This window comes from Anaeromyxobacter sp. K (assembly GCF_000020805.1).
Classification (GTDB): Bacteria; Myxococcota; Myxococcia; order Myxococcales; family Anaeromyxobacteraceae; genus Anaeromyxobacter; species Anaeromyxobacter dehalogenans.
On record NC_011145.1, the window covers coordinates 1,310,495 to 1,334,909 of the forward strand.

The following is a 24,415-nucleotide window of genomic DNA, read 5'->3' on the forward strand; positions in this document are numbered from 1 at the left end:
TCCATGCAGCAGAACGTCAACCTGAACCTCATCCTCGACCAGGTCGCCAAGGACAAGGGGATCGATCGCGCCAAGCTGATCGAGATCCTCGAGGAGGCCATCGGCAGCGCCGCCAAGCGCCACTTCGGCCTGGAGCGCAACCTCAAGGCCCGCTACGACGAGGAGAAGGGGCAGGTGGATCTGTTCCAGGTCCTCACCATCGTGCCCGATCCCACCGAGGAGGCGCCGCTCGCCGATCCGGTGAACATGGTCCCGGTCGCGGTGGCGCACGAGAAGGGGATCGACGTGGAGCCGGGCGACGAGCTCGACTTCCCCATCTACTACCGCGTCGAGGACGAGGCCGAGGCCCGCGCGCAGGACGAGCAGTGGGGCGACCTGCTCAAGCTGAAGACGTACCGCCGGTCGTTCGGCCGCATCGCCGCGCAGACCGCGAAGCAGGTGATGATCCAGGGCACCCGCAACGCCGAGCGCGAGAACGTCTTCAACGAGTACAAGGACCGCAAGGGCGAGGTCATCACCGGCATCGTCCGCCGCTTCGAGCGCGGCAACGTCATCGTGGACCTGGGCCGCGCCGAGGCGGTGCTGCCGGTGCGCGAGCAGGTGCCGCGCGAGAGCTACCGCGCGGGCGACCGCATCCAGGCGTTCGTGATGGACGTGCTGCGCGAGTCGAAGGGGCCGCAGATCATCCTGTCCCGCGCCTCGGTGGAGCTGCTGAAGAAGCTGTTCGAGATGGAGGTCCCGGAGATCGCCGAGGGCGTGGTGGTGATCGAGGCCGCCGCCCGCGAGCCGGGCGGCCGCGCCAAGATCGCGGTCAGCTCGCGCGACTCCGACGTGGATCCGGTGGGCGCCTGCGTGGGCATGAAGGGGAGCCGCGTCCAGGCGGTGGTCCAGGAGCTCCGCGGCGAGAAGATCGACATCGTCCCCTGGGACGAGGATCCGGCCCGCTTCGTGTGCAACGCCCTGGCGCCCGCCGAGGTCTCCCGCGTGCTGCTCGACGAGCAGAACCGCGCCATGGAGATCATCGTCCCCGACGACCAGCTCTCGCTCGCGATCGGCCGCCGCGGCCAGAACGTGCGGCTCGCGTCGCAGGTGACCGGCTGGAAGCTCGACATCAACTCCGAGTCGCGCGTGAAGGAGATGCGCGAGTTCGCGACCGAGAGCTTCGGCGCCATCGGCATCCCCGAGCAGACCCAGGAGATGCTGTACGCGCACGGGTTCCGGAAGGCGCAGGACGTGGCGAACGCGGCCCCCGAGATGCTCACGCAGTTCCCCGGCTTCACCATGGACATGATCCCCGACCTGCAGAAGCGGGCGCGGGAGCAGTCCATCGAGGACGCCGAGAAGGAGATGCGGCTCGAGCAGGAGCGCGAGGCGGCCCGCATCGCCGAGGCGCGGCGCCACCCCGACTCGCTCACGCAGGAGGAGCGCTTCGCGCGCGTCCGCGGGGTGGGCGAGAAGACCATCGAGCAGATGAAGCTGGCCGGCTACCCCACGGTCGAGACGGTGCACAACGAGGCGGACGTGAACCGCTTCGCCGACTCCACCGGGCTCGGCATCAAGAAGGCCCGCCAGATCAAGCACGCGGTGGGCGTGTACCTGGAGGAGGAGGCCAAGCTCCGCGCCGAGCTCGACGCGGAGAAGGCCCGGCAGTCCGGCGCGGAGGGCGCGGGCGCTTGACCGAGCCCGTCCGCACCTGCATCGGCTGCGGCGCGCGGGCGCCCCAGCGCGAGCTGGTGCGGCTCAAGGTGATGGGAGATCGCGTGACGGTGGATCGCGAGAAGCGTGGCGGACGGGGAGCCTGGCTCCACGCCGCTCCTCCCTGCCTCGAGCGGGCGGCGAAGCGGCGCGCGTTCGCCCGGGCGCTCAGGGCCGATGGCGTCCGCGCGGACGCCGAGACGCTCCGGGTCGAGTTGACGGGAAGTGCCCGTAAGGATTAGGAGTCTACGCAATGTCCAAGAAGCGGGTCCACGAGCTCGGGAAGCAGCTGAAGGAGCAGGGCATCGAGCTCTCCAACCAGGAGCTCGTCGAGAAGCTCCATGCGCTGGGTTATCTGGAAGTGAAGAGCCACTCCTCGTCCCTCGAGGACGATCAGGCCCACGCGGCCTACGAGAAGATCCTCGCCGAGCGGAAGCCGAAGCCGGCGCCGGTGCGCCCGTCGGGCCCGGGCTTCGTGGTGCGCAAGCGCGCCCACGTCGAGCCGCCCACCGTCACCGCGCCCGCGGCGCCGCCGCCCGCCGAGCCCGAGTACGCGGAGCCGCCGCAGGCGGAGCAGGCCTACGAGCCCGAGCCGCAGGAGGCGCAGCCCGAGGCCGCGCCCGAGCCGGTCGCCGCGCCGGAGCAGCCCGCCGAGGCCGCGCCGCTCGCCGCCCAGGCCGCGCCGTCGCCCGGCGCCGAGGCCGCGGCGCCCGCCGCGCCGCAGGCGCAGCCCGCGCAGCCGGCGGCCCCGGTCGCCCCGCCCGCGCCCTCCGCGCAGCCGTCCGCGCCGCAGCCGGCCGCCGCGCAGCCCCGGCCGCCGCAGCCGCCGATGCCGTCGCGCCCGCCGCCCGCTGGCTACCGCCCGGCGCCGCCGCCCGGCGCGCGCCCGCCCATGTCCGCCGCTCCGGGGGCGCCCGCGCAGCCCGGCGCCGCGGCCCAGCCGCCGCGGCCGCCGGTGGATCCGCGCACGCTCCGCCCCACCTCCACGCAGGCCGTCGTCATCTCGCGGCCGCTCGTGCCGGTGCGCCGCGTGACGCCGCCCACCTCCGCGCGCCAGCAGTTCCCGGTGGCCCCCGGCCCCCGCGCGCTCGGCGAGGTCCGCGAGCTGAAGGTGGTCCCCGGCTCGCTCGGCCGCGAGCGCGAGTTCATCGACGTCTCGCGCGACAAGCGCCGCGGCCGCCAGCCCGGCCGGCCCATCTCCGAGGAGCAGGCCAAGAGCCTCAGCGGCAAGGAGCTGCTCCAGGCCGCCATCAGTGACCGCGCCTACATCCCGATCCGCGGCAAGAAGAAGAAGCCGACCAAGAAGGGAGCCAAGACGCAGATCACCGAGAAGGCCGAGCACAAGAAGGTCATCCGCATCGAGGAGTCGATCTCGGTCTCCGAGCTCTCCCAGGTGATGGGCGTGAAGGCGTCCGACCTCATCCGCAAGCTGATGCAGATGGGGAAGATGGTCACCATCAACGCGCAGATCGACGCCGACACGGCCGCGATCCTGGCGCTCGAGCACGGCTACACCGTCGAGAAGAAGGGCTTCGAGGTCGAGGAGTTCATCCCCGAGGTCGAGGTGGACGAGTCGAAGCTCGTCATCCGGCCGCCGGTGGTGACGGTGATGGGCCACGTGGACCACGGCAAGACGTCGCTGCTCGACGCCATCCGCCAGGCCGACGTGGCCGCCGGCGAGGCCGGCGGCATCACGCAGCACATCGGCGCCTACTCGGTGAACACGCCGCAGGGCCCCATCACGTTCCTCGACACCCCCGGCCACGAGGCCTTCACCGCGATGCGCCAGCGCGGCGCGCAGGTGACCGACCTGGTGGTGCTGGTGGTGGCCGCGGACGACGGCGTGATGCCGCAGACCGTCGAGTCGATCAAGGCGGCCAAGGCGGCCGGGGTCACCATCCTGGTGGCCATCAACAAGGTCGACAAGCCACAGGCGGCGCCCGAGCGCGTCATGCAGCAGCTCACCGAGTACGAGCTGGTCGCCGAGCAGTGGGGCGGCACGACCATCATGCTGCCGGTGTCGGCCCGCACCAAGCAGGGCATCCCCGAGCTGCTCGAGTACATCGCGCTGCAGTCCGAGGTGCTCGAGCTCAAGGCGAACCCGGACAAGCTCGCCGCCGGCCGCGTCATCGAGGCCAAGCTGGAGAAGGGCCGCGGCCCGGTCGCCACGGTGCTCGTCGAGGAGGGCACCCTCCGCGTCGGCGACGCGCTCGTCACCGGGGTCCACTTCGGCCGCGTCCGCGCCATGATGAACGAGCGCGGCGAGCAGGTGGACAACGTCGGCCCGGGCTATCCGGTCGAGGTGCTCGGCCTGTCCGGCGTGCCGGTCGCGGGCGACGAGTTCGACGTGGTCGAGGACGAGAAGGCGGCCAAGGAGGTCGCCCAGCACCGCGCCACCAAGCAGCGCCAGAAGGAGCTCGGCGGCGTCAAGAAGGCCACGCTCGAGGACCTGTTCGCGAAGGCCAAGACCTCCGGCCAGAAGGTGCTCAACCTGGTGGTCAAGGCGGACGTCCAGGGCTCCTCGGAGGCCGTCAGCCAGGCGCTGGAGAAGGCGGCCACCAAGAAGGTGGGCGTCAAGATCCTCGAGTCCGCCGTGGGCGCGATCACCAAGTCCGACGTGCTCACCGCGGCCGCCGGCAACGCGGTCATCGTGGGCTTCAACACCAAGCCCGAGAGCGAGATCGAGAACATCGCCAGCCAGCAGGGCGTGAAGATCCTGATGTTCGGCATCATCTACGAGGCGGTGGACCGGATCCGCGAGGAGATGGCCGGCCTGCTCGAGCCGATCATCAAGGAGAAGCCGCTGGGGAAGGCCGAGGTCCGCCAGGTCTTCAACATCCCGCGCGTGGGCCAGATCGCCGGCTCCGCGGTCACCGAGGGCGTGGTGAAGCGCGCCGGCCACGTCCGCGTGGTCCGCGACCGCAAGGTGATCTTCACCGGGAAGATCGGCTCGCTGAAGCGGGTGAAGGACGACGTCCGCGAGGTCGCGCAGGGGTTCGAGTGCGGCATCGGCGTGGACGGCTTCTCCGACGTGAAGCAGGGCGACATCCTCGAGGTCTACGAGCTCGAGGAGATCCGCCCGTCGCTCGACTAGGCCGTCGCGGGGCGGGGCCTCAGGGCGCCGCCCCGCGTCACCGCGCCGGGACCGCGCGCGCCAGGACGGCCGCGCGCCCCGGCCCCCCGCGCCCGGGCCAGGGCACGCGCCGGAGGCGAGATGTTCGTCGGAGTCCTCAGGCTGACGCTGCACCTCCCGGAGCCCGGCTCGCTGAAGTCGAAGCGGCACCTGATCCGCTCCGCCCTCGACCGGGTGCGCGCCAAGTTCAACGTGTCGATCTCGGAGGTCGCCGAGAACGACCTGTGGCAGCGGAGCGTGGTGGGCGTGGCCGCGGTCGGGAACGAGCACGGCTTCGTGAACGAGGTGCTCGACAAGGTGGCCGACTTCGTCGGCTCGATGCACGGCGGGCAGATCCTGGTCACCGCGCGCGACATCGAGATCGTCCCGTACGGCGACGGCATCGGCGAGGGCGCCATGCGCACGCTGGCGGAGGCCGAGGGCGCGCCGTCGTGGGGCGACGAGGACGCCCGCGAGCAGGAGCCGCGCTTCCCGAGGCCGCGGCCGCGGCCGCGCGAGGAAGACGAGCACCAGGACGAGGGAGACGACGAGCCGTGACCACCCACAACCGCCCCGCCCGCGTGGCCGAGGAGTTCCGGCACGAGCTCTCCGCGATCCTGGCGCGTGGCCTGAAGGACCCGCGCATCACCGGGTTCGTGACCGTGACCGGGTCGAAGATGTCGCCCGACCTGAAGGAGGCCACGGTGTACGTGTCCATCCACGGCGACGAGCGCGTGCGCAAGGACACCTTCGCCGGGCTGCAGGCGGCCGCCGGCTTCCTGCAGCGCGAGGTGTCGCGGGCGCTGCGGCTGCGCAACACCCCGCACCTGCGCTTCGTGTACGACGAGTCCGTCGCGCGCGGCGACCGCATCGAGCGGCTGCTGCGCGAGGCGCGCACGCAGGGGCAGGCGCCGGCCGCGGACGTCGAGCCCGCCCCGGGCGCGGCGCCGGACGACGAGGCAGAGGAGTAGCCGCCGCGTGCGCCCGGGCGTGCTCGTGGTGGACAAGCCCGCCGGCCCCACCAGCTTCGAGGTGGTGCGCCGGATCCGGCGCGCGCTCGGCGCGGCGCGGGCGGGCCACGCCGGCACGCTCGACCCGGCCGCCACCGGCGTGCTGGCGGTCTGCGTCGAGGACGGCGTCAAGCTGCAGCAGTTCTTGTCCGACGGCGACAAGGCCTACGACGCCGCCGTGGCGTTCGGGGCCGCGACGAGCACCGAGGACGCGGACGGCGAGGTGATCGCGCGCGGCGACGCCTCGGCGCTGACCGAGGACGCGCTGCGCGCCGCGCTCGCCGGGCTCACCGGCGACATCGAGCAGGTCCCCCCGATGTACTCGGCGGTCCGGGTGGGCGGGCGGCGCCTGCACGAGGCGGCCCGCGCCGGGGAGACGGTGGACCGCACGCCGCGGCGGGTGCGCGTGCACGCGCTCGAGCTGGGCGCGCTCGACGCCGCGCCCGGGCCGGACGGCCTGCGGCGCGCCCGGGTGGCGGTGCGCTGCGGGAAGGGCACCTACGTCCGCACGCTCGCGGCCGACCTGGGCCGGGCGCTCGGCGTGCCCGCGCACCTCGCGGCCCTGCGCCGCACCATGGCGAGCGGGTTCGACCTGTCGCGCGCCATCGGCCTGGAGGACGCGGAGGCGCTCGCGCGCGAGCACGGGCGCGAGGCGCTGGCGGAGCGGATCGTTCCCATGGCGGACGCGCTGGGCGCGCTCGGCGCCATCCGGCTGGGAGAGCGCGAGGCGTGGGATCTCGTGCACGGGCGCCCGGTGCCCCGGCCGCCCGGGACCCCCGGGGTGGTGCGCGCGCTGGCGCCGGACGGCCGCCTGGTCGCCGTGTGCGCGCCGGGGGAGGGGCGCCTGCGGACCCTGCGCGTGTTCCTGGGCCCCTCCGACCTCCGGGCGGGCCCCGCCCAGAATCGTTGACTCCCCCGCCGCGATCGCTTAAGACCGCGCATTCACGACGCTCACTGCGGCCCGAGGCGCGCGCCTTCGCCCCCGCGGCGGTGAGCGATACAGACGAAAGGAACGGCTATGGCGCTCGTCCAGGAGAAGAAGCAGGAGCTCGTGCAGAAGTACAAGCGGCACGAGAAGGACACGGGCTCTCCCGAGGTGCAGGTGGCGCTGCTCAGCGAGCGGATCGCCTACCTGACCGAGCACTTCAAGACGCACAAGAAGGACCACCACAGCCGCCGCGGCCTGCTGAAGCTGGTCGGCCAGCGCCGGCGCCTGCTCGACTACCTCCGGACCATCGATCAGGGTCGATACAAGACGCTCATCGACCAGCTCGGCATCCGCAAGTAGCGGCGGTCGGGACGGCGCCCCGGTCGAACGGCCGGGGCGCTGGCGCTTCCGGGCAAGGGAGCGCATTCGCAGTGTGCAGTGAACGCGCCCGCAGGACCGGGCCGCGCGAGGGACGCCGAGGGCGCTTCCGTTTCCGACTGGGCCGCCTCTCCACGAGAGGCGGCGGAGTGAGGAACAGAGGCACCTTCGAAGGCCCGAGGGCGAACCGGCCCCGCGGGACCAGCGGGACGAACGCGGCCGCAGCGCGGCCGGCGCGTCCCGAGGAAGGTGCACATGACGCCCATCCAGAAGACCGCCACGGTCGGCGGCAAGGACATCCTGCTCGAGACCGGCAAGGTCGCGAAGCAGGCGCACGGCTCGGTCTGGGTCCGCCTCGGCGACTCGATCGTGCTCGTCACCGCGGTGTCCGCCGCGGAGAAGAAGGAAGGCATCGACTTCTTCCCGCTGACGGTGGACTACCAGGAGAAGCTGTTCGCCGCGGGCCGCGTCCCCGGCAGCTTCTTCCGCCGCGAGGGCCGCCCCACCGAGAAGGAGACGCTGACCTCGCGCCTGGTGGACCGGTCCTGCCGGCCGCTGTTCGCGGAGGGCTACTCCAACGAAACGCAGGTCATCGCGACCGTCATCTCCTTCGACCAGGAGAACGACACCGACGTGCTCGCGCTCACCGGCGCGTCCGCGGCGCTCCACATCTCGGACATCCCGTTCGGCGGCCCGATCGCCGGCGTCCGCGTCGCCCGCGTGGGCGGCCAGCTCGTCGCGAACCCGACGCTGGCCCAGCGCGCCGAGGCCGACCTCGACGTGGTGATGGCCGCCTCCCGCGACGCCATCGTGATGGTGGAGGGCGGCGCGCAGGAGGTGTCCGAGGCGGTGATGATCGAGGCGCTGCTGTTCGGGCAGGCCGCGGTCCAGCCGCTCCTCGACGCCCAGGACGCGCTCCGCGCGGCGACCGGCAACAAGGCGCGCCGCTCGTTCGACCCGCCCAAGAACGACGTCGAGCTGCGCGCCAAGGTGAAGGCCCTCACCTGGGAGAAGGTGAAGGAGGCCTACGGCCGCAACGAGAAGCACGACCGCTACGGCCGGCTCTCGGAGATCAAGAAGGAGCTCCTCCAGGCCCTCAAGGACGAGGCGGCCGGCGACGCGGCGAAGCTCGCGACCATCGCCCTCCGCGAGAAGGAGATCAAGGGCTACTACGAGGACGTGAAGTACGACTACATGCGCAAGATGATCACGGATGAGCGCCGCCGCATCGGCGGCCGCGGCATGGCCGACATCCGCAAGATCACCTGCGAGGTGGGGCTGCTCCCGCGCGTGCACGGCTCGTCGCTGTTCACCCGCGGCGAGACGCAGGCGCTCGTGGCCACCACGCTCGGCACCGCCGAGGACGAGCAGCGCGTCGAGATGCTCACCGGCATGGTCTTCAAGAAGTTCATGCTGCACTACAACTTCCCGCCGTTCTCCGTCGGCGAGGTGAAGTTCCTGCGCAGCCCGGGCCGCCGCGAGATCGGCCACGGCGCGCTGGCCGAGCGCGCGCTCCGCGCGGTGATGCCGCCCGAGGACCAGTTCCCCTACACGGTCCGCGTCGTCTCCGACATCATGGAGTCGAACGGCTCGTCGTCGATGGCCTCGGTGTGCGGCGGCTGCCTCTCGCTGATGGACGCCGGCGTGCCGATCAAGGCGCCGGTGGCCGGCATCGCCATGGGCCTCATCAAGGAGGGCGAGAAGATCGCCATCCTCTCCGACATCCTCGGGGACGAGGACCACCTCGGCGACATGGACTTCAAGGTCTGCGGCACCGCCGCGGGCATCACCTCGATCCAGATGGACATCAAGATCGGCGGCGTGACCCGCGACATCCTCGAGCAGGCGCTCGCGCAGGCCGCCGAGGGCCGCAAGCACATCCTGGGCGAGATGGCGAAGGCGCTCTCCGCGCCGCGCGGCAGCATCAGCGCCTACGCGCCGCGCATCACGACCATCAAGATCCGGCCGGAGCGCATCAAGGACATCATCGGCCCCGGCGGCAAGACCATCAAGGACATCACCGCCCGCACCGGCACCTCGATCAACATCGAGGACGACGGCTCGGTCTCCATCGCGTCCCCGAACCAGGACAAGGTGGAGGAGGCGATCAAGATGATCCGCGGCCTCACCCAGGAGGCGGAGGTCGGCCGCATCTACCTCGGCACGGTCCGCAAGATCGCCGAGTTCGGCGCCTTCGTGGAGATCTTCCCGGGCACCGACGGCCTCATCCACATCTCCGAGCTCTCCGACAAGCGCGTGAAGAGCGTCTCCGACGTCCTCTCCGAGGGCGAGGAGGTGATGGTGAAGGTCATCTCGGTGGACCGCTCCGGCAAGATCCGCCTCTCGCGCAAGGAGGCCCTCGCCGACAGCGCCAAGAAGTCCGAGGGCACCGAGCCGCCGAAGGGCGAGCCGGCCAAGTAGGCCGCGAGGGGCCGCGAGGACGCCGATGCCCGTGACCGTCCGAGTCCGCCGCGTCGGCCATCGCGGCCCCCCGCTCGATCTCCCCCGCTACGAGTCCGCCGGCGCCGCAGGCCTCGACCTGCGCGCCGACGAGCCGTTCACGCTCGCCCCGGGCGAGCGGCGGGTGGTCCCGACCGGCCTCGCGCTGGAGCTGCCGCCCGGCCACGAGGGCCAGGTGCGGCCGCGCTCCGGCCTGGCCGCGCGCCACGGCGTCGGCATGGTGAACGCGCCGGGCACCATCGACGCGGACTACCGCGGCGAGGTGGGGGTCATCCTGGTGAACCACGGGCAGGCGCCGGTGGCGTTCGCCCGCGGCGATCGCATCGCCCAGCTCGTGATCGCGCCCGTGGTCCGGGCCGAGCTCGAGCTGGTGGACGCGCTGAGCGACAGCGACCGAGGCGCCGGCGGCTTCGGCTCGACCGGCCAGTAGCCTCACGGAGGACGCCATGATCCCGCGCTACACCCGGCCCGACATGGGCCGCATCTGGACTTCCGAGCACCGCTTCCGCATCTGGCTCGACGTGGAGCTGGCCGCGTGCGAGGCGATGGTGCGCCTGGGCGAGGTGCCGCCGGAGGACTTCGAGGCGCTCCGCAAGGCGTTCGCCGGCTTCGAGTTCACCGCCGCCGACGTGGCCCGCATCGACGAGATCGAGCGGACCGTGAAGCACGACGTGATCGCCTTCCTCACGTTCGTGGAGGAGAAGGGCGGCCCGGCCGCGCGCCACCTGCACAAGGGCATGACCTCGTCGGACGTGCTCGACACGACGCTCGCGGTGCAGCTCCGCGACGCGAGCCGGCTGCTGCTCGCCGGCGTGGACCGGGTGCTCGCCGCGGTCCGCAAGCGGGCCTTCGAGCACCGGCGCACGCCGATGGTGGGCCGGAGCCACGGCATCCACGCCGAGCCGATCACGTTCGGGCTGAAGCTCGCCGGCTGGTACGACGCCTGGACCCGCCGCCGCGCCGCCCTGGCCCGCGCCGCCGAGGTGGTGGCGGTCGGCAAGATCTCCGGCGCGGTGGGCACGTTCGCGAACGTGGACCCGCGGGTGGAGGCGTTCGTGATGGAGAAGGTCGGCCTCGCCGGCGGCGAGGGCGCGGCCACGCAGGTCGTGAACCGCGACCGGCACGCCGAGCTGTTCACCGCCCTGGCGCTCTGCGGCGCCACGCTGGAGCAGCAGGCGGTCGAGGTCCGGCACCTGCAGCGCACCGAGGTCCGCGAGGCGGAGGAGCCGTTCACCGCCGGGCAGAAGGGCTCCTCGGCCATGCCGCACAAGCGCAACCCCATCCTCTCCGAGAACCTCACCGGCCTGGCCCGGCTGCTGCGCGGCTACGCGCTCGCCGCCATGGAGGACGTGGCGCTCTGGCACGAGCGCGACATCAGCCACTCCTCGGTGGAGCGGGTGATCGGGCCGGACGCGACCATCGCGCTCGACTTCGCGCTGCACCGCTTCGCGGGGATGATCGAGAACCTGCGCGTGTACCCCGAGCGCATGCGCGAGAACCTGGACCTCACCGGCGGGCTGTACGAGGCGCAGCGCGTGCTGCTGGCGCTGGTCGGCAAGGGCGTGGCCCGCCAGCAGGGCTACGTGTTCGTGCAGCGCAACGCCATGAAGGTCTGGGAGGAGAAGGTGGACTTCCGGACCGCGCTGAAGCGCGACCCCGACGTGAGCCGGCTGCTCACGGCCGACGAGATCGACGCCTGCTTCGCGCTCGACTACCACCTGAAGCACGTGGACACCATCTTCCGCCGGGTGTTCGGCGAGGCCTGAGCCGCGCCGCGCCGGGGAGGGCCCGCGCATGCTCCGCCTGGAGGAGTCGGTCGGCGCGCTCCACGTGACCTCGCGGCTGGCGCGGCCGCGCGCGCTGGCCGTGCTCGCGGCCGTGCTGCTCGCCGCAGCCTGGGCGGCGCGCGCCGCGCTCCCGCTGCTCGCGGGCGCGCTGGCGGCCGCGGCGGCGCTGCTGGTGGTCCTGGGCGGGCGGGCGGTCCGGGCCCGCGTCGCCGGCGGGCTCGTCTCGGTGCGCCCGGCGGCGCCGTTCGCGGCGGCCGTGACGCGCCCGCTCGCCGGGTACGGCGCCGCGGAGGTGGAGACCGTGGCGGACGCGCGCCGCCGCCGCGCCGAGGCGCTGGCGCGCGGCTACGCCGCGCGCGCCGGCGCGGAGCTCCCGAGCTGGCTCGCCCCGCGCAGCACGCCGGGCACGCACGATCACCTGAGGCGGATCGTGCTGCGGCCGGTGGGCGCGGGCGAGCCGCTGGCGGTGACCGCCTGGCTGCCGCCGGAGGACGACCTCGAGCCGCTGCGCCGCGCGCTCGCCGACCGGCTCGCCTGAGCGCCCGGCCTCAGCGCCCGGCCTCAGCGCCGCGGCAACGTGAACCGGAACGTGCTCCCCGCGCCGAGCCGGCTCTCGACCTCGATGCGCCCGCCGTGCGCCTCCACGAGCCCCTTCGCGATGGACAGGCCCAGCCCGCTGCCGCGGCGCGAGCCGCTCTTCCAGTAGCGGTCGAAGACGCGCCGGAGCTGCGCCGGGGCGATGCCGGGCCCGTCGTCGCGCACCTCCACCCGCGCCTCGGCGGGCGCCAGCGTGGCGCGCACGGTGACGTGCCCGCCGCGCGGGGTGAACTGGAGCGCGTTCCCGACCAGGTTCGACAGCACCTGCAGGATCCGCTCGCGGTCGCACGGCACCGGCTCCCGCGCGCCGCCCGTGTCGGCGCCGAGCGCGATGCCCCGCTCCAGGGCCAGCGGCGAGAGCCCGGCCAGCGCCTCCTCGACCACCGCGTCGAGCGGCTCGGGCCGGGGCTCCACCACGAGCCGGCCGGCCTCGATGCTGGACAGGTCGAGCAGCTCGCGGATGAGCCGGTCCATCCGGGCGGCGGAGCGCTGGATGGTCTCGGCGTGCCGCCGCAGGCGGGGCGCGGCGCCGCTCCGCAGCAGCAGCGCCGAGGAGAGGTAGATCGCCTCCAGCGGGTTCTTCAGGTCGTGCGAGACGATCGCGAGGACGTCGTCGCGCGCGCGGATGGCCCGCTGCGCCTCGTCGTAGAGCCGCGCGTTGTCCATGGCCACGCCGGCGCGGCGCCCCAGCTCCTCCGCCATGGCGAGGTCCTCCGGGCCGTAGCGCCGGTCGACGCGGCTGGCCACCAGCGTGATCGTGCCGAGCGTGCGGCCGCGGGCCGAGAGCGGCACCACCATCGCCGAGCAGGTCTCGAGCGCGCGGTCGGCGGCGAGCGCCTCGGAGTCGCGCCCGAGCGCGTCGAGCAGCGAGGCGGGCAGCTCCGGGTACAGCTCGGAGCGCCCGGTCCGCATCACCGCCGGCGCCCCGGAGGGCGCGTCCGGCTCGGGGGGGAAGCGCCGGCGCCAGGCCGCGGACAGCTCCGCGCGCGCCGGGTCCACGTGGGCGACCACCACCGGCGGCGCGCCGCCGGCGAGCCCCTCGGGCAGCTCCACCCAGCACCAGTCGGCCACGCCCGCCACCGCCAGCCGCGCCACCGAGGCGAGCGTCTCCTCCCAGTCGAGCGACGACGCGAGCAGCGCGCTCGCCTCGCCCAGGAACGCCGCCCGCCGGTGCGCGCCCTCCGCCTCCGCGCGCGCGGCCCGCTCCGACTCGTAGAGCCGCGCCCGCGCCAGCGCCTGGGCCGCCACCCGCGCCAGCACCGCCAGGAAGATCCGCTCCTCCTCGTCGAAGTGCCGCCGCGCGTGGAACACGAGCGCGAGCGCCCCGAGGCAGCGCCCCTCCGCCTCGAGCGGCACCGCCGCCAGCGCCAGCTCCGGGACCCGGTCCATGCGGGCGCGCGGGAACCGCTCGGCCAGCTCCCGGCGGCTGCCCAGGTACTGCGCCTCGCACGCCACCATGCTCCCGGACACCGGCCCCGCGCCGCGCTCCAGCGGCAGGACCTCCAGGCGCGCCCGCTCCTCCTCGGGGAGGCCGGCCGCGTGGACGAGGCGCGCCACCCCGGCGGCGCCCTCGACCAGCCACAGCGCGCCCTCCTGAGCCGCCACCGCGTCGAGCGTCCGCTCGACCAGGGCGCGCGCCACGTCGCCGCGGGTGACGGCGCGCGAGAGCGCGGCGGTGATGGCCTGGAGCTGCCCGGTGCGCGACGGGTGTCCCGGGGTCGCGGCGTTGAGGAGGGGCGCGTGCGCCCGGCCCTGGAGCCCTGCGCGCATCGCAGCACCTGTAGCCCGGCGCGCGGGCCGGTGCCGCGCGCGCTGGCCGGGCAATCGGGGTCCGGCGTGATCCCGGGGCACCCCGCCGGTCGCCTCGTCACGGGGCGGGCGGCGGAGCGCCTCCAGGCGCGCGGGCGCGGGCCCGGCGCCGCTCCGCTGCGGGGCGGCGGGCCGGGGAGGGGCCGCCGGCCCCGGCGAGGCTCAGGCGAGGTGACCCGTGGCGCGGAGGTTCCGCTCGATGCGGGCGGCGACCGAGCCGACCTCCGACGCGAACGTCTCGCCGGTGAGCTTCTCGAAGACCTCGATGTACTTGCGCGCCAGCATCACCCGCACGTCGTCGGTGAGCGGGGGCGGCGTGCCGTGCCCGGAGAACCCGTGCTCCTTGATGAGCCACTGCCGGATGTTCTCCTTGTCCAGCATCTCCTGGTCCTCGCCCCGCGCGAAGCGCTCCTCGTAGCCGTCGGCCACCCAGTAGCGCGAGCTGTCCGGGGTGTGGATCTCGTCGATGACCACGAGCTTGCCGTCGGCGATCCCCATCTCGTACTTCGTGTCCACGAGGATGAGGCCGCGCGTCCGCGCCCACTCCTGGCCGCGCTGGAACAGCCGCCGCGCGACGGCGGTGGCCTCCTTCCAGACGTCCGGCGTCACCAGCCCCTGCCTCAGGATCTCGGCCTCGCCGATGGGCTCGTCGTGCTTGCCGTACTCGGCCTTGGTCGAGGGCGTGATGATGGGCTGGTCGAACCGCTGGTCCTTGCGCAGCCCGGCCGGCCAGGAGATGCCGTAGTCGGCCTTGCCGGCCTGGTAGTCGCGCCAGAGCGAGCCGGTGATGTAGCCGCGGATGACGATCTCGATGGGCAGCGCCTTCGCGCGCTTCACCACCATCACGCTCGGATCCGGCACCTCGACGATGTGCGTCGGCGCGATGTCCTTCACCTTGTCGAACCAGAACGCGGTGAGCCGCGACAGCACCTCGCCCTTGAACGGGATGGTGCCGAGCACGTGGTCGAAGGCCGAGATCCGGTCGGTCGTGACCATGACGATCCGGTCGCCGCGGCTGTAGTTGTCGCGGACCTTCCCCCGGTACAGCTCGCCGAGACCGGGGAGGTCGAGCTGCTGGAGGGTGTGCGGGAGCTGGGCCCGCAGCTTGTCGTCGGGGATCATGGGCGGGATGTTATACGTGGCGGGCGCACATGCACCCGGGAAAAATCCGCCTCGTGCTCCACCGGCCGCAGAGCGCCGACAACGTCGGCGCCGCCGCCCGGGTGATGAAGAACTTCGGCCTGTCCCGCCTGGTGGTGGTGGCCCCGGCGGCCTGGGGCGGGCCGCCGCGGACCCCCGGAACGGGCGCGATCACCGCCCGCGACGACGTGCTCGCCCGCGCGCGGCGGATGGCCCGGAAGGCCTCGGACCTGCTCGACGGGGCCGAGATCCACCCCGACCTCCGCTCGGCCATCGGGCCGGCCACCTGGGTGTGCGGCACGACCTCCCGGGCGGTGGAGGGGCGGCCCTGGCTCGAGCCGCGCGGCCTGGCCGCCGAGCTGGTCCGGCGCTCGGCGGACGGCGAGGTGGCGGTGGTGTTCGGCGAGGAGCGCCGCGGCCTGTCCGACGCCGAGCTGGAGCTGTGCCAGGCCGTCTGCACCATCCCCACGGCCGCCGCCTACGACTCGATGAACCTGGCGCAGGCGGTGGCGGTGGTCGCGTACGAGGTGGCGCGCGCGGCGCCGCCGCCCGGCGCGGCGCCCGCGGAGGCGCCGCCCGGCCGCGGCGGCGACGCGCCGGCCCGCATCGAGACCGTGGAGGCGCTGTGGGCGCGCGCGCAGGCGGTCCTCGGCGCCGCGGGGTACCTGAACCCGCAGAACCCGGAGCACATCCTGGCGGACTTCCGGCGGCTGCTCGCGCGCGCCGACCCAACGCAGCGCGAGGTCGAGCTGCTCCTCGGGGCGCTGCGATCGCTGGATCGCGTGCTGCGGCTGCCGCCGCGCGGCGACGGAACGGCCTAGGCCGCGGGAGCCGCCTCGGCGCCCTGGTTCTTCTTCCGCGACTTCTTCCACGCGGTGAAGTGCTCCTCGCAGAGGCCGTGCTGGAACACCTTCTTCTTGCACTCCGGCTTGGAGCAGGCGATCCAGCGGGCCGGCTTCGCCTCGAGCTCGCCGCGGCGGAACTTCTTGTAGTGGAAGAAGCAGAGGCCCTTCGCACGGTACGCGCGCTTGCAGCCGGCGATGGTGCAGCTCTTCTTGCCGCCGCCCTTCGCGGCGGGGGCCTTCTTCTTGGTCTTCGTGGTCGTCTCGGCCATAGAGGGGCGGTGGTTACCAGACCCGCGGCCGGAGCGCAACAGCGCGAGGGCCGCGGCCGGCCCGGATCACTCGCCCAGGACCTGCCGCGCCTCGGCCCGGGCCTGCTCGTGCACCGGCACCTCCGCGAGCAGCACCTTCTGCGTCCGCTCCGGGTTGCCGGCGCGCCGGAGGCGCAGCTCCACCTCGCGCCCCACGCCGGCGGTCGAGACGTACCAGCGCAGGCGCGACGGGGTGTGCACCGCGTGCCCCTGGATCGAGGTGATCACGTCCCCCGGGCGCAGGCCCGCCGCGGCGGCCGGGCCGCCGGCCGCCACCTCGGTGATCTCCACGCCGCCGGGCGGGACGCCCTGCTGCGGGGTGAGCTCGCGGACCGAGACGCCCATCCAGCTCCGCACCACCCGCCCGCGATCGCGGAGCTGGCCGACGATCTCCTTCGCCATGTTGATGGGGATGGCGAAGCCGATGCCCTGGCCGGTGGCGTTGACGGCGGTGGCGATCCCGACCACCTCGCCGCGCAGGTTGAGGAGCGGGCCGCCGGAGTTCCCGGGGTTGATGGACGCGTCGGTCTGGATGAAGTCGTAGGTGCCGGGCCGTCCCACCGGCGAGATGTCGTTGCGGCCGGTGTGGCTGATGATGCCGAGCGTGACGGAGTGGTCGAGGCCGAACGGGCTCCCGATGACCATCACCCACTCCGCCACGGTGATCCGGTCGGAGTCGCCCAGCGGCACCACCGGCAGCGGCCGCGGCGCGTCCACCTTGAGGAGCGCCACGTCGGACTCCCCGTCGAGCCCCACCACGCGCGCGGCCAGCCGGGGGACGCCGCCCCCCAGGTCCACCTCGACGCGGTCGGCGCCCTCCACCACGTGGGCGTTGGTGAGCACCCAGCCGTCGCGCTGGATCACGAAGCCCGAGCCGATCCCCCGCCGCGGCCCGTCGTGCAGCTTGTCGAACAGCTCCCGCAGGCCGTCGTCGCTGCCCTGCCCCTGCGGCGGCTCGGGCTGGAGCGTCACCACCCCGACCACCGCCGGGATGGCCGCCTCGGCGAGCCGGGAGAGGTCCGGGAGCCCCGCCATCGCCTGCGGCGGCGGCGCGGGGGCCCGCGCGGCCTCGGTGTAGAGCGCGCCGCGCGCGCTCGCCCCGGCGGACGCCGCCACGGGTGAAGCCGCCGCCGCGGGGGCTGCGGGGGCCGCCCCGCCCGCGCCGGGCGCGGGGCCCGCGACCAGCTGCACCGCCGCCAGCAGCACCGTCCAGCCCGACATGGCCACCTCCGCCCGCGCAGGCGCGAGCTCCCGATCCAAGGTGGGGCGGCGGCGACGAGGTGCGCAAGAAGGCGCACCCGCGTGTCAGGGCGCGGACCCGGGCCAGCGCCGGGCGGACGGGCGGCGGGTCGCCCGGTGCGACGCTCGCGCGGGCGGCGGGGGAGGGGAGGTCAGCGTCCGTCGAGGTGCTCGGCCACGATGCGGTCGAGCGCCCGGCGGTCCGCCTCGGTGTGGCCCTCGGTCGGCCGGGCCGGGGCCCCGCCGCGTCCGGGCTGCTGCCGGGCCTGCGCGGGCGGCCGCGCGGGCGGCGCCTTCGCGGGCGCGGTGCCCTTCATCTCGGCCCAGGTCCGGTCCACGAACTCCGACGGGGTCCGGGCGGCCTTCCAGCGGTCGCCCAGCGTGCGCCCGCCGAACGGCACGAACGCCCACACCGCGGCCAGCGCGGCGCCGGCGACGGCGAGCTTCAGCAGGAGCTTCAGCATGGGACTCCGGGTAGCACGGCCGCGCGGTCGCGGCGAGTTTTCGGAGCCCCGCCGCGCGGTCCGGGCGGCGCCGCCGCGCGCCCGCGCCGCCGCCCTCACGCGAGCCACGGGACCAGCTCCGCGGCGCTCTCGACCAGCACCGTCGCGCCCGCGTCGAGGAGCGCGGCGCGGCTGCGCAGGCCCCAGCCCACCGCGACCATCTGCACGCCCGCGGCGCGGGCCGTCGCGACGTCCACCGGGCTGTCCCCCACGAACACCGTGTCGGCGTCGGTGGCGCCCACCCGCGACTGGATGATGCGGACGCCCTCCGGGTCCGGCTTGCGCGGCGCCTCGTCCCCGCCCACCACCACCGCGAAGCGGCCCAGCAGCCCGAGCCCGTCGAGGATGCGGCGGGCCATCGCGCCGGGCTTGTTGGTGTGCACGGCCAGCGTGCGGCCGGCCCCGGCGAGCGCCGCGGCGAGCCCGGGGTACGTGCGGGTGGCGTCGAGGCAGTGGACCTCGTAGTGCGCGCGCCAGGCCGCGAGCGCCGGCTCGAGCCGCTCCGGGTGCGGGCCGAGCGCGCGCTCGAGGAGCACCCGCGCGCCCTCGCCCACGAAGCCGCGGATCTCGTCCGTCGTGCGCGGCGGCAGGCCCACCGTGGCGAGCGCGTGGTTCACCGAGGCGGCGAGGTCGTCGAGCGAGTCGACCAGCGTGCCGTCGAGATCGAGGATGGCGAGGCGCGGCATGGCGGCGGCGAGTCTACACCCGCCCCGCGCTCACGCGGCGCTCTCGGCGCGGCCGTCGGGCGGGAGCGCGCCGCGACGGCGGAGCACCGCGAGCAGCGCGTCGTGCACCGCGGGATCGAGCTGCGCCCCGCGAAGCTCCGCCAGCACGCCGGCCGCCGCCCCGGGCGCGAGCGCCGCCTGGTAGGGCCGGTCGGAGGTGCAGGCGTCCCAGGTGTCGGCGGCGTTCACGATGCGCGCGGCGAGCGGGATGTCGCCGCCCGCCAGCCGGTCGGGGTAGCCGGCGCCGTCCCAGCGCTCGTGGTGGCAGCGGATGGCGGGGAGGGCCTCGCGCAGGAACGCGACGCCGCCCACGATCTCCGCGCCGATGCGCGGGTGCTCGCGCATGAGCGCCATCTCCTCGGCGGTGAGCGGCACCGGCTTCGCGAGCACGTGGTCGGGGATGCCGATCTTGCCCACGTCGTGCAGCACGCCGCCGTACTCGAGCGCGAGCAGCGCCTGCGGGCCGAGCCCCAGCTCGCGGCCGATCTCGACGGCCAGCTCGGCCACCCGCTGCGAGTGGCCGCGCGTGTACGGGTCCTTCGCGTCGATGGCCGAGGCCAGGCTGCGGATCGTGTCGAGGTAGCCGCGCTCCAGCGCCGCCACCAGGCGGCGGTTCTCCGCGTCGTAGCCCGCCAGCTCGCGCGACATGTGGTTGAACGCGTGCGCGAGGTCGCCCAGCTCGTCGCGGCTGCGCACCGCGAGCTGCCGGCCGAAGCGGCCGCGCGCGATCTCGAGCGCGCCCTGCACGCTGGCGCGGATCGGCTCGGTGAACCGGCGCGCCACGAGGGCCGAGAGGACCGCCGAGAGCGCCGCCGACCCGAGCACCGCCGCGGCCGGCGCCGCGCCCAGCCCGCCCCGGTCCTGCACCAGGACCACCGCCAGGACCGCGGTGGGCAGCGCGCTCGCCGCCAGCATCGAGAGGAACAGCGTCCGGAACACCCTCATCGCGCCCGCACCGCCCGCTCCAGCGCGCGCGCCAGCGCCTTGCGCGTCACCGGCTTCTCGAGCACCACCTCGGCGGCGTCGGCGCCCTCCACCCCGCGGACGCTGCGGCCGCTGATGGCGGTCAGGAGGACCGCCGGGGCGCGCGAGCCGGCCTCGCGGATGGCGCGGAGCGCGTCCAGCCCGGAGAGCCGCGGCATGAGGAAGTCGAGGACGAGCAGGTCGGGCGCCTCGCGGGCCGCCAGCTCCACCGCCTCCGGCCCGCTCCCGGCCGCGACCACCTCGTGGCCGAGCTCGGCGAGCAGGTCGGCGACCATGGTCCGGACCAGCCGGTCGTCGTCTGCGATGAGGACCTTCACGCGCCGCCCCTGGAGCGCGGAGGATAGCACGCCGCCCCGGCGCCGCCGGGGCGCCGGCGGGCGCCCGGCGCGCGCGTCACGGGCCCAGGCCCACCCACTCCGACCCGTCCTCGTACACCTCGCGCTTCCAGATGGGGACGTCCTGCTTCAGCCGCTCGATGCACGCCTCGCAGGCCCGGAACGCCGGGGTGCGGTGCGGGGCGGCGCAGGCGATCACCACCGCCGCCTCGCCGGGCGCGAGCACGCCCACCCGGTGCACGATGGCGACCTGCACCCCGTGCTCGCGGCCGACCGCCTCGCCGATGGCGGCGAGCGTCCGCTCCGCCATGGCCGGGTAGGCCTCGTACTCGAGCCGCAGCACGCGGCGGCCGCGGGTCGCGTCGCGCACCGTGCCGGTGAACGTCACGATCCCGCCCAGCCCCGGCCCGGACACCGCGTCCACCACCTCGGCGAGCGCCAGCGGGCGATCCACCACCTTGAAGAGCGGCGCGCCGCCCGCCACCGGCGGGATGAGCGCCACCTCGGCGCCGTCGCGGATGGCGTCGCCGTCGTCGGCGAACGCCTGGTCCACCGAGATGCGGCAGCGCGGCAGGATGCGCGCGAGCGCCGGGTGGGCCGCGGCGAGGACGCGCCGCAGATCGGCGACGGTGGCGGGGATCTCGGCGAGCGTCTCGCGCGAGGTGCCGGCCGCGTCGCGGGCGCCGGCGAAGTAGAGGACGTGGACGGGCATGGGGGGAGCGTAGCGCGCCGGGCGGCCCGGTTCAGCGCCCGCGCAGGCGGGCCAGGTCGCCGAAGACGGTGACCGCGAGGAGGAGCCCGACGAGCGCCACGAAGCCGATGAGGTGCAGCGCGTTCTCCACCCGCGCGTTCACCCGCCGCCGCGTGACGATCTCGTAGCCCAGGAACACCAGGCGCCCGCCGTCGAGCGCCGGGATGGGGAAGAGGTTCAGCAGGGCCAGCGCCACCGAGATGGTCCAGACCAGCGTGAAGAAGCGCTCCACGCCCTCGTGCGCGCCGCGCACCAGCTCCTGCGCGATGCCCACCGGCCCGGACAGCTCCGCCTTCTGCCGGCCGGAGAACGCCTGGCCGAACGCGGCCAGCTGGCCGCCGAGCTGCGCGTTGGTGCGCGCGAACCCGTCGGCGAGCGCGCCGAGCGCGCCGCGCCGGACCAGCACGTCGTGCTGCCGGAAGCCGACCCGGCCCACCCCGTCGTCGTCCTCCGGCGTGATGGGCAGCGCGAGCCGCTGCGCCGCCGCGCCCTCGCCGCGCTCCACGTCGAGCACGATGCGCCGGCCGGGGTGGCGCTGGAGCTGGCCGACGAGGTCGGTCCAGCGCTCGACCGGCTGCCCGTCCACCGCGGCGATCCGGTCGCCGGGGCGCAGCCCGGCCACCTCGGCTGGCTTCCCCGGCACCAGCGCGCCCACCCGCGCCGAGGCGTCGGGGGTGCGCAGCCCCACGCTCGCGAGCAGCGCGGCCGCGATGAGCACCGCGGCCAGGTAGTTCATGGCCGGGCCGGCCAGGATCACCCCGAACCGCCGCCAGGCCGGCTGGTTCGCGTACGCGCCGCGGTCGGCCGGGTCCACGTCCTCGCCCGGCGCCATGCCGGCGATGCGCACGTAGCCGCCGAGCGGCAGCGCGGAGATCGCGAACTCGGTCTCGCCGCGGCGGAAGGAGAGCACCACCGGGCCGAACCCGACGCTGAAGCGCTCGACGCGCATGCCGGAGCGGCGGGCGGCGAGGTAGTGCCCGGCCTCGTGCACCACGATGAGCAGCGACACCGCCAGGACGGCGGCGATCACGGCGACGGCGGTCGTCAATGCTTGGGCTCCTCGCCGAACTCGTCGGCCTCGAACACCTCGACCTCGGCGTCCGGCTCCTGCCAGGCGCGCGCGGGGAGGCCGGCCTTCAGGCACACGTGCTTCAGGAAGGTGGCCGCGTCCCAGCCGTGCTCGACCGCCACTCTGGGGAGGAGCGCGCCGCGGTGCCAGCCCTGCTTCACCAGGAGGCCGTGCCGCCCGACCTGCAGCTCGCCGGGGCCCGCCATGCGCCGGGGCTGGCCGAGCGCCGACACGGACAGCGTGAGCCGCGCGATCTCCTCCGCCGCGAGCGGCGGGAAGCGCGGGTCCTCGTGCGCGGCGGCGACCGCCATCGCGGCCACGGTGGCGGCGAGGCTGCCGGCGGGCTGGAACGTGCCGATGCACCCGCGCAGCTCGCCGTCCACCTCGAGCGTGACGAACGCGCCGCGCCGCTCGCCCAGCGCGCCCTCCTCCGGCAGCGGGCGCGGCGGGGTCAGGCCGAGGTGGGCGAGGATCGCGCCGCGCGCGATGCCGAGCAGGGCGGCGCGGTCGGTGGCGGAGAGCGGGGTCATGGGCGGCGCCGGGCGCCGGTGAGCAGCAGGCGCCGCGCGTCGGCGAGGATCTCGCCGTGGTCGAAGGCGATGGGCGAGGGCAGCGCGTCCCAGGCGAAGGCGCGCGCCTCCTCCGCGTCGTCGGCGCCGGCCGGCTCGCCGGCGGCGCGCCCGATGAACACCGCCGAGAGCGTGTGGCGGCGGGGATCGCGGCGCGGGTCCGAGTACACGTAGACGAGGTCCTCGAGCGTCACCTCGAGGCCGGTCTCCTCGCGCGCCTCGCGGACCGCGGCCGCCTCGAGCGTCTCGCCGGCGTCCACGAAGCCGCCCGGCAGCGCCCAGCCGGGCGGCGGGTACTTGCGGCGCACCATCACCACGCGGTCCCCGGGCAGGAGGATCACCACGTCCACGGTGGGCGACGGACCGGCGGGGGGCGGCACGGTGCAGAGGTAGCGCAGGCCGCCCCGTGGGTCAATTCGCGAGGGGGGCCGGGCGGTTCGGCGCGGCGGTTCACCGCGGCGCCACGATGAGCGGCGACCCCGCCTCGCCGGGCGGCGGCGCGCCGGCGTCCGGCCCGGCGGCGGCCGGCGCGGCCGGGGGGAACGCCTTCTCGAGGAGCCGCCGGGCGAACGGGATCTCGCCCGCCGGCCTGCCCGCCACCAGCGCCCGCGCGGCCGCGGCGGCGGCGCGGGCGTTCGCGGCGTCGCCGGCCGCGTCGAGGTGCTCGGCCACCGAGTAGAGGCGGCCCGCCAGCAGCGCGCGCCGCGGCGGCTCGAGGTAGCGGACCACCGCCTCGTCCAGGACCCGCGCCATCTGCTCGGCGCGCTGCCGCTCGTCGAGGTAGAGCGGCGACACCGCCACCTCGTCGAGCCGCGCCGCGACCTCGCGCAGGTAGCCCTCGTCGGCGAGCCAGCCGCGCAGGAGCGGCAGGTCGTGGAGCGCGCCGGACGCCTCGAGGGCGGCGGCCTCCTCCGCGTCCGGGAGCGCGGGGAAGCGCGCCGCCGGATCCGGGAGCGGCGCGGCCGGCCCGAGCTGCGCCAGCCAGAGGTCGCTGCCCTCGGGCACGCGCTGGCCGGTCACCTCGTTGCGCGCGCGGGCCTCGGCCACCAGCGCGTGGGCGCGGGCGCGCTCGATCTCGCCGACGCCCATGGCCGCGCCGCGGTCGAGGATGCCCCGCGCGAACGCGCGCCACTCCTTGCGCCCGAGCAGCGCCACCTGCAGCTCCACCAGGCCGCGCTCGTCGGAGATCACCGCTTGGCCGACCTCGATGCCCTTGCCCGGCACGGCGCGCGAGAGCCACACCGCGCGCTCGCCGCGGCCGTCCACCGCCGAGGCGTAGGCGGGCGGGGGCGGCTCGGCCGGCGCGGGCGCGGCGACCGGCGGCGCGGGCCGCGGCGGCTCCGGGACCTGGACCCCGCGGATGCGCAGGAGGTGCAGCCCGCGCTTCGCCTCCTTGGCGACGTCGCGGGAGGCGTGGCCGGCGAGCGCGGCCAGCACGTCCGCGCGGGGCGCCGCGAGCGCGGCGCGCGAGAGGGCCAGCGCGAGCGGCGCCGGGAGCGTCGCGACCTCCTCCGGCTTCGCGCGGGCCAGCCCGAGCACCAGCCGGGCGGCGCGGCCCACCTCCTCGCGCGGGGCGCCGACGAGCGCCGCGATCTCCTGGCTCTCCACGTTCGGGTCGCGGAGCATGGCCAGCAGCCGGTCGGGGTCGAGGGTCGTCATCGCCGGGCAATCTAGCGGCCGGATCGGGGCGGGTCCACACGACGTCCCCCGGCCGCCCCGGCTGCGACGGTCCTTCGCTTGACACCCTGGCGCACCGGTTCCTAGGCTTCGCGCTCCACGCCGGCCGTCCGCGGCCGCTCACCACCGATGGAGACGACCATGATCCGGATGCTCCTCGCGGCCGCCGCCGCGTTCGCCGTCTTCGCCGCGCAGCCGGCGCTCGCGGACGAGGACGGCTGCAAGAACTGCCCGATGCACAAGTCCGCGCAGGCGGACAAGAGCGACAAGAAGGACGCCAAGGCCGGCTGCCCGTGCGCCGGCGAGGGCAAGGAATGCAAGTGCGGCGCGAACTGCCAGTGCCCGCACTGCGCCGCCAAGAAGGCCGCCGAGAAGAAGGACGACACCAAGAAGAGCTGAGCGGTTTCGCCGCAGCGCAGCATCGGCGGGCCGCCCCGGCGACGGGGCGGCCCTTCGCGTTCCGGTGGGTTGTCGCCGGCGGGCAGGCGCTCTAA

At 75.1% G+C, this 24,415-nt stretch carries 26 protein-coding genes; 13 read left to right on the top strand and 13 right to left on the bottom strand.

The genetic code is table 11. The features are described from left to right. The first annotated feature begins 3 nt into the window (after window positions 1-3). The 11 genes from nusA (at window position 4) to ANAEK_RS05830 (ending at window position 11,908) form a co-directional block, all read left to right on the top strand. A complete protein-coding gene (nusA, locus tag ANAEK_RS05780) occupies window positions 4-1,677 on the top strand; it encodes a transcription termination factor NusA (RefSeq protein ID WP_012525219.1) in 1,674 nt (557 codons plus the stop codon). Further along, window positions 1,674-1,937 carry a YlxR family protein gene (locus tag ANAEK_RS05785; protein ID WP_012525220.1) on the top strand — a complete coding sequence of 88 codons (264 nt, stop codon included), beginning with the start codon at window positions 1,674-1,676 and terminating at the stop codon, window positions 1,935-1,937. Before nusA ends, ANAEK_RS05785 begins: the two co-directional genes overlap by 4 nt. Window positions 1,938-1,948: 11 nt before the next feature. Then, window positions 1,949-4,789, top strand: a complete 2,841-nt coding sequence (gene infB, locus ANAEK_RS05790) for a translation initiation factor IF-2 (protein WP_012525221.1) — start codon at window positions 1,949-1,951, stop codon at window positions 4,787-4,789. A 120-nt stretch (window positions 4,790-4,909) separates the two neighbouring features. Further along, on the top strand, window positions 4,910-5,365 hold the full coding sequence (locus ANAEK_RS05795; RefSeq protein WP_012525222.1) for a DUF503 domain-containing protein: 456 nt from the start codon (window positions 4,910-4,912) through the stop codon (window positions 5,363-5,365). After that, the gene (gene rbfA, locus ANAEK_RS05800; protein WP_012525223.1) at window positions 5,362-5,778 is read left to right on the top strand and encodes a 30S ribosome-binding factor RbfA; all 417 of its coding nucleotides are present in this window, start codon (window positions 5,362-5,364) and stop codon (window positions 5,776-5,778) included. Before ANAEK_RS05795 ends, rbfA begins: the two co-directional genes overlap by 4 nt. Window positions 5,779-5,785: 7 nt before the next feature. After that, window positions 5,786-6,727: a tRNA pseudouridine(55) synthase TruB gene (gene truB, locus ANAEK_RS05805; protein WP_012525224.1), complete on the top strand. Its 942-nt coding sequence runs from the start codon at window positions 5,786-5,788 to the stop codon at window positions 6,725-6,727. Window positions 6,728-6,835: 108 nt separating this feature from the next. Next, entirely contained in the window at window positions 6,836-7,105 is a 270-nt protein-coding gene (gene rpsO / locus ANAEK_RS05810; protein WP_011420164.1) for a 30S ribosomal protein S15, read from the top strand. 273 nt (window positions 7,106-7,378) lie between these two features. Next, window positions 7,379-9,544 carry a polyribonucleotide nucleotidyltransferase gene (pnp, locus tag ANAEK_RS05815; RefSeq protein WP_012525225.1) on the top strand — a complete coding sequence of 722 codons (2,166 nt, stop codon included), beginning with the start codon at window positions 7,379-7,381 and terminating at the stop codon, window positions 9,542-9,544. Window positions 9,545-9,569: 25 nt separating this feature from the next. Beyond that, window positions 9,570-10,013 carry a dUTP diphosphatase gene (gene dut, locus ANAEK_RS05820; RefSeq protein WP_012525226.1) on the top strand — a complete coding sequence of 148 codons (444 nt, stop codon included), beginning with the start codon at window positions 9,570-9,572 and terminating at the stop codon, window positions 10,011-10,013. A gap of 16 nt (window positions 10,014-10,029) precedes the next feature. Further along, window positions 10,030-11,349 carry an adenylosuccinate lyase gene (gene purB, locus ANAEK_RS05825; protein ID WP_012525227.1) on the top strand — a complete coding sequence of 440 codons (1,320 nt, stop codon included), beginning with the start codon at window positions 10,030-10,032 and terminating at the stop codon, window positions 11,347-11,349. A gap of 28 nt (window positions 11,350-11,377) precedes the next feature. Then, window positions 11,378-11,908: a hypothetical protein gene (locus tag ANAEK_RS05830; protein ID WP_012525228.1), complete on the top strand. Its 531-nt coding sequence runs from the start codon at window positions 11,378-11,380 to the stop codon at window positions 11,906-11,908. Between the two features lie 23 nt (window positions 11,909-11,931). Here the strand turns inward: ANAEK_RS05830 and ANAEK_RS05835 are convergent, their stop codons facing one another. Next, on the bottom strand, window positions 11,932-13,737 hold the full coding sequence (locus tag ANAEK_RS05835; RefSeq protein WP_012525229.1) for an ATP-binding protein: 1,806 nt from the start codon (window positions 13,735-13,737) through the stop codon (window positions 11,932-11,934). Window positions 13,738-13,938: 201 nt separating this feature from the next. After that, a complete protein-coding gene (locus ANAEK_RS05840; RefSeq protein WP_012525230.1) occupies window positions 13,939-14,898 on the bottom strand; it encodes a phosphoribosylaminoimidazolesuccinocarboxamide synthase in 960 nt (319 codons plus the stop codon). Window positions 14,899-14,927: 29 nt separating this feature from the next. Between ANAEK_RS05840 and ANAEK_RS05845 the strand changes: the two genes are divergently transcribed. Further along, the gene (locus ANAEK_RS05845; RefSeq protein ID WP_012525231.1) at window positions 14,928-15,737 is read left to right on the top strand and encodes an RNA methyltransferase; all 810 of its coding nucleotides are present in this window, start codon (window positions 14,928-14,930) and stop codon (window positions 15,735-15,737) included. Here the strand turns inward: ANAEK_RS05845 and ANAEK_RS05850 are convergent. The 11 genes from ANAEK_RS05850 to ANAEK_RS05900 all read right to left on the bottom strand — a co-directional run bounded on the left by ANAEK_RS05850 (window position 15,734) and on the right by ANAEK_RS05900 (window position 23,903). Next, a complete protein-coding gene (locus tag ANAEK_RS05850; RefSeq protein ID WP_012525232.1) occupies window positions 15,734-16,030 on the bottom strand; it encodes a hypothetical protein in 297 nt (98 codons plus the stop codon). The two genes, ANAEK_RS05845 and ANAEK_RS05850, sit on opposite strands and share 4 nt — an antisense overlap. Before the next feature lie 66 nt (window positions 16,031-16,096). Continuing rightward, entirely contained in the window at window positions 16,097-17,290 is a 1,194-nt protein-coding gene (locus ANAEK_RS05855) for a S1C family serine protease (RefSeq protein WP_012525233.1), read from the bottom strand. A gap of 170 nt (window positions 17,291-17,460) precedes the next feature. After that, entirely contained in the window at window positions 17,461-17,772 is a 312-nt protein-coding gene (locus ANAEK_RS05860) for a hypothetical protein (protein ID WP_012525234.1), read from the bottom strand. A 95-nt stretch (window positions 17,773-17,867) separates the two neighbouring features. Further along, window positions 17,868-18,497: an HAD family hydrolase gene (locus ANAEK_RS05865; protein WP_012525235.1), complete on the bottom strand. Its 630-nt coding sequence runs from the start codon at window positions 18,495-18,497 to the stop codon at window positions 17,868-17,870. Window positions 18,498-18,527: 30 nt separating this feature from the next. Next, the gene (locus tag ANAEK_RS05870) at window positions 18,528-19,481 is read right to left on the bottom strand and encodes an HD-GYP domain-containing protein (RefSeq protein ID WP_012525236.1); all 954 of its coding nucleotides are present in this window, start codon (window positions 19,479-19,481) and stop codon (window positions 18,528-18,530) included. Then, window positions 19,478-19,837, bottom strand: coding sequence for a response regulator (locus ANAEK_RS05875; protein WP_012525237.1), 360 nt, complete (start codon window positions 19,835-19,837; stop codon window positions 19,478-19,480). Before ANAEK_RS05875 ends, ANAEK_RS05870 begins: the two co-directional genes overlap by 4 nt. Before the next feature lie 76 nt (window positions 19,838-19,913). Beyond that, window positions 19,914-20,567, bottom strand: coding sequence for a molybdenum cofactor biosynthesis protein MoaE (locus ANAEK_RS05880; protein ID WP_012525238.1), 654 nt, complete (start codon window positions 20,565-20,567; stop codon window positions 19,914-19,916). Between the two features lie 31 nt (window positions 20,568-20,598). Further along, entirely contained in the window at window positions 20,599-21,654 is a 1,056-nt protein-coding gene (locus ANAEK_RS05885) for an RIP metalloprotease (RefSeq protein WP_012525239.1), read from the bottom strand. Beyond that, complete coding sequence (gene amrA, locus ANAEK_RS05890) at window positions 21,651-22,205, bottom strand: AmmeMemoRadiSam system protein A (protein WP_012525240.1); 555 nt, start codon at window positions 22,203-22,205, stop codon at window positions 21,651-21,653. The genes ANAEK_RS05885 and amrA overlap by 4 nt, the downstream gene beginning before the upstream one ends. Continuing rightward, window positions 22,202-22,624, bottom strand: a complete 423-nt coding sequence (locus tag ANAEK_RS05895) for an NUDIX hydrolase (protein ID WP_041454033.1) — start codon at window positions 22,622-22,624, stop codon at window positions 22,202-22,204. Before ANAEK_RS05895 ends, amrA begins: the two co-directional genes overlap by 4 nt. Before the next feature lie 70 nt (window positions 22,625-22,694). Then, a complete protein-coding gene (locus tag ANAEK_RS05900) occupies window positions 22,695-23,903 on the bottom strand; it encodes a hypothetical protein (protein ID WP_012525242.1) in 1,209 nt (402 codons plus the stop codon). A 159-nt stretch (window positions 23,904-24,062) separates the two neighbouring features. On the opposite strand from ANAEK_RS05900, the gene ANAEK_RS05905 reads away from it, so the two are divergent. Beyond that, a complete protein-coding gene (locus tag ANAEK_RS05905) occupies window positions 24,063-24,320 on the top strand; it encodes a hypothetical protein (RefSeq protein ID WP_012525243.1) in 258 nt (85 codons plus the stop codon). Window positions 24,321-24,415 lie beyond the last annotated feature (95 nt).

Coding starts and splice junctions, on each gene's coding strand:
- amrA (WP_012525240.1), bottom strand. CDS start 22,205: ATGACCCCGCTCTCCGCCACCGACCGCGCCGCCCTGCTCGGCATCGCG.
- ANAEK_RS05860 (WP_012525234.1), bottom strand. CDS start 17,772: ATGCTGAAGCTCCTGCTGAAGCTCGCCGTCGCCGGCGCCGCGCTGGCC.
- ANAEK_RS05870 (WP_012525236.1), bottom strand. CDS start 19,481: ATGAGGGTGTTCCGGACGCTGTTCCTCTCGATGCTGGCGGCGAGCGCG.
- ANAEK_RS05845 (WP_012525231.1), top strand. CDS start 14,928: ATGCACCCGGGAAAAATCCGCCTCGTGCTCCACCGGCCGCAGAGCGCC.
- ANAEK_RS05900 (WP_012525242.1), bottom strand. CDS start 23,903: ATGACGACCCTCGACCCCGACCGGCTGCTGGCCATGCTCCGCGACCCG.
- ANAEK_RS05840 (WP_012525230.1), bottom strand. CDS start 14,898: ATGATCCCCGACGACAAGCTGCGGGCCCAGCTCCCGCACACCCTCCAG.
- pnp (WP_012525225.1), top strand. CDS start 7,379: ATGACGCCCATCCAGAAGACCGCCACGGTCGGCGGCAAGGACATCCTG.
- infB (WP_012525221.1), top strand. CDS start 1,949: ATGTCCAAGAAGCGGGTCCACGAGCTCGGGAAGCAGCTGAAGGAGCAG.
- ANAEK_RS05795 (WP_012525222.1), top strand. CDS start 4,910: ATGTTCGTCGGAGTCCTCAGGCTGACGCTGCACCTCCCGGAGCCCGGC.
- purB (WP_012525227.1), top strand. CDS start 10,030: ATGATCCCGCGCTACACCCGGCCCGACATGGGCCGCATCTGGACTTCC.
- ANAEK_RS05880 (WP_012525238.1), bottom strand. CDS start 20,567: ATGCCCGTCCACGTCCTCTACTTCGCCGGCGCCCGCGACGCGGCCGGC.
- ANAEK_RS05855 (WP_012525233.1), bottom strand. CDS start 17,290: ATGTCGGGCTGGACGGTGCTGCTGGCGGCGGTGCAGCTGGTCGCGGGC.
- ANAEK_RS05835 (WP_012525229.1), bottom strand. CDS start 13,737: ATGCGCGCAGGGCTCCAGGGCCGGGCGCACGCGCCCCTCCTCAACGCC.
- ANAEK_RS05905 (WP_012525243.1), top strand. CDS start 24,063: ATGATCCGGATGCTCCTCGCGGCCGCCGCCGCGTTCGCCGTCTTCGCC.
- ANAEK_RS05865 (WP_012525235.1), bottom strand. CDS start 18,497: ATGCCGCGCCTCGCCATCCTCGATCTCGACGGCACGCTGGTCGACTCG.
- dut (WP_012525226.1), top strand. CDS start 9,570: ATGCCCGTGACCGTCCGAGTCCGCCGCGTCGGCCATCGCGGCCCCCCG.
- ANAEK_RS05830 (WP_012525228.1), top strand. CDS start 11,378: ATGCTCCGCCTGGAGGAGTCGGTCGGCGCGCTCCACGTGACCTCGCGG.
- nusA (WP_012525219.1), top strand. CDS start 4: ATGCAGCAGAACGTCAACCTGAACCTCATCCTCGACCAGGTCGCCAAG.
- ANAEK_RS05850 (WP_012525232.1), bottom strand. CDS start 16,030: ATGGCCGAGACGACCACGAAGACCAAGAAGAAGGCCCCCGCCGCGAAG.
- rpsO (WP_011420164.1), top strand. CDS start 6,836: ATGGCGCTCGTCCAGGAGAAGAAGCAGGAGCTCGTGCAGAAGTACAAG.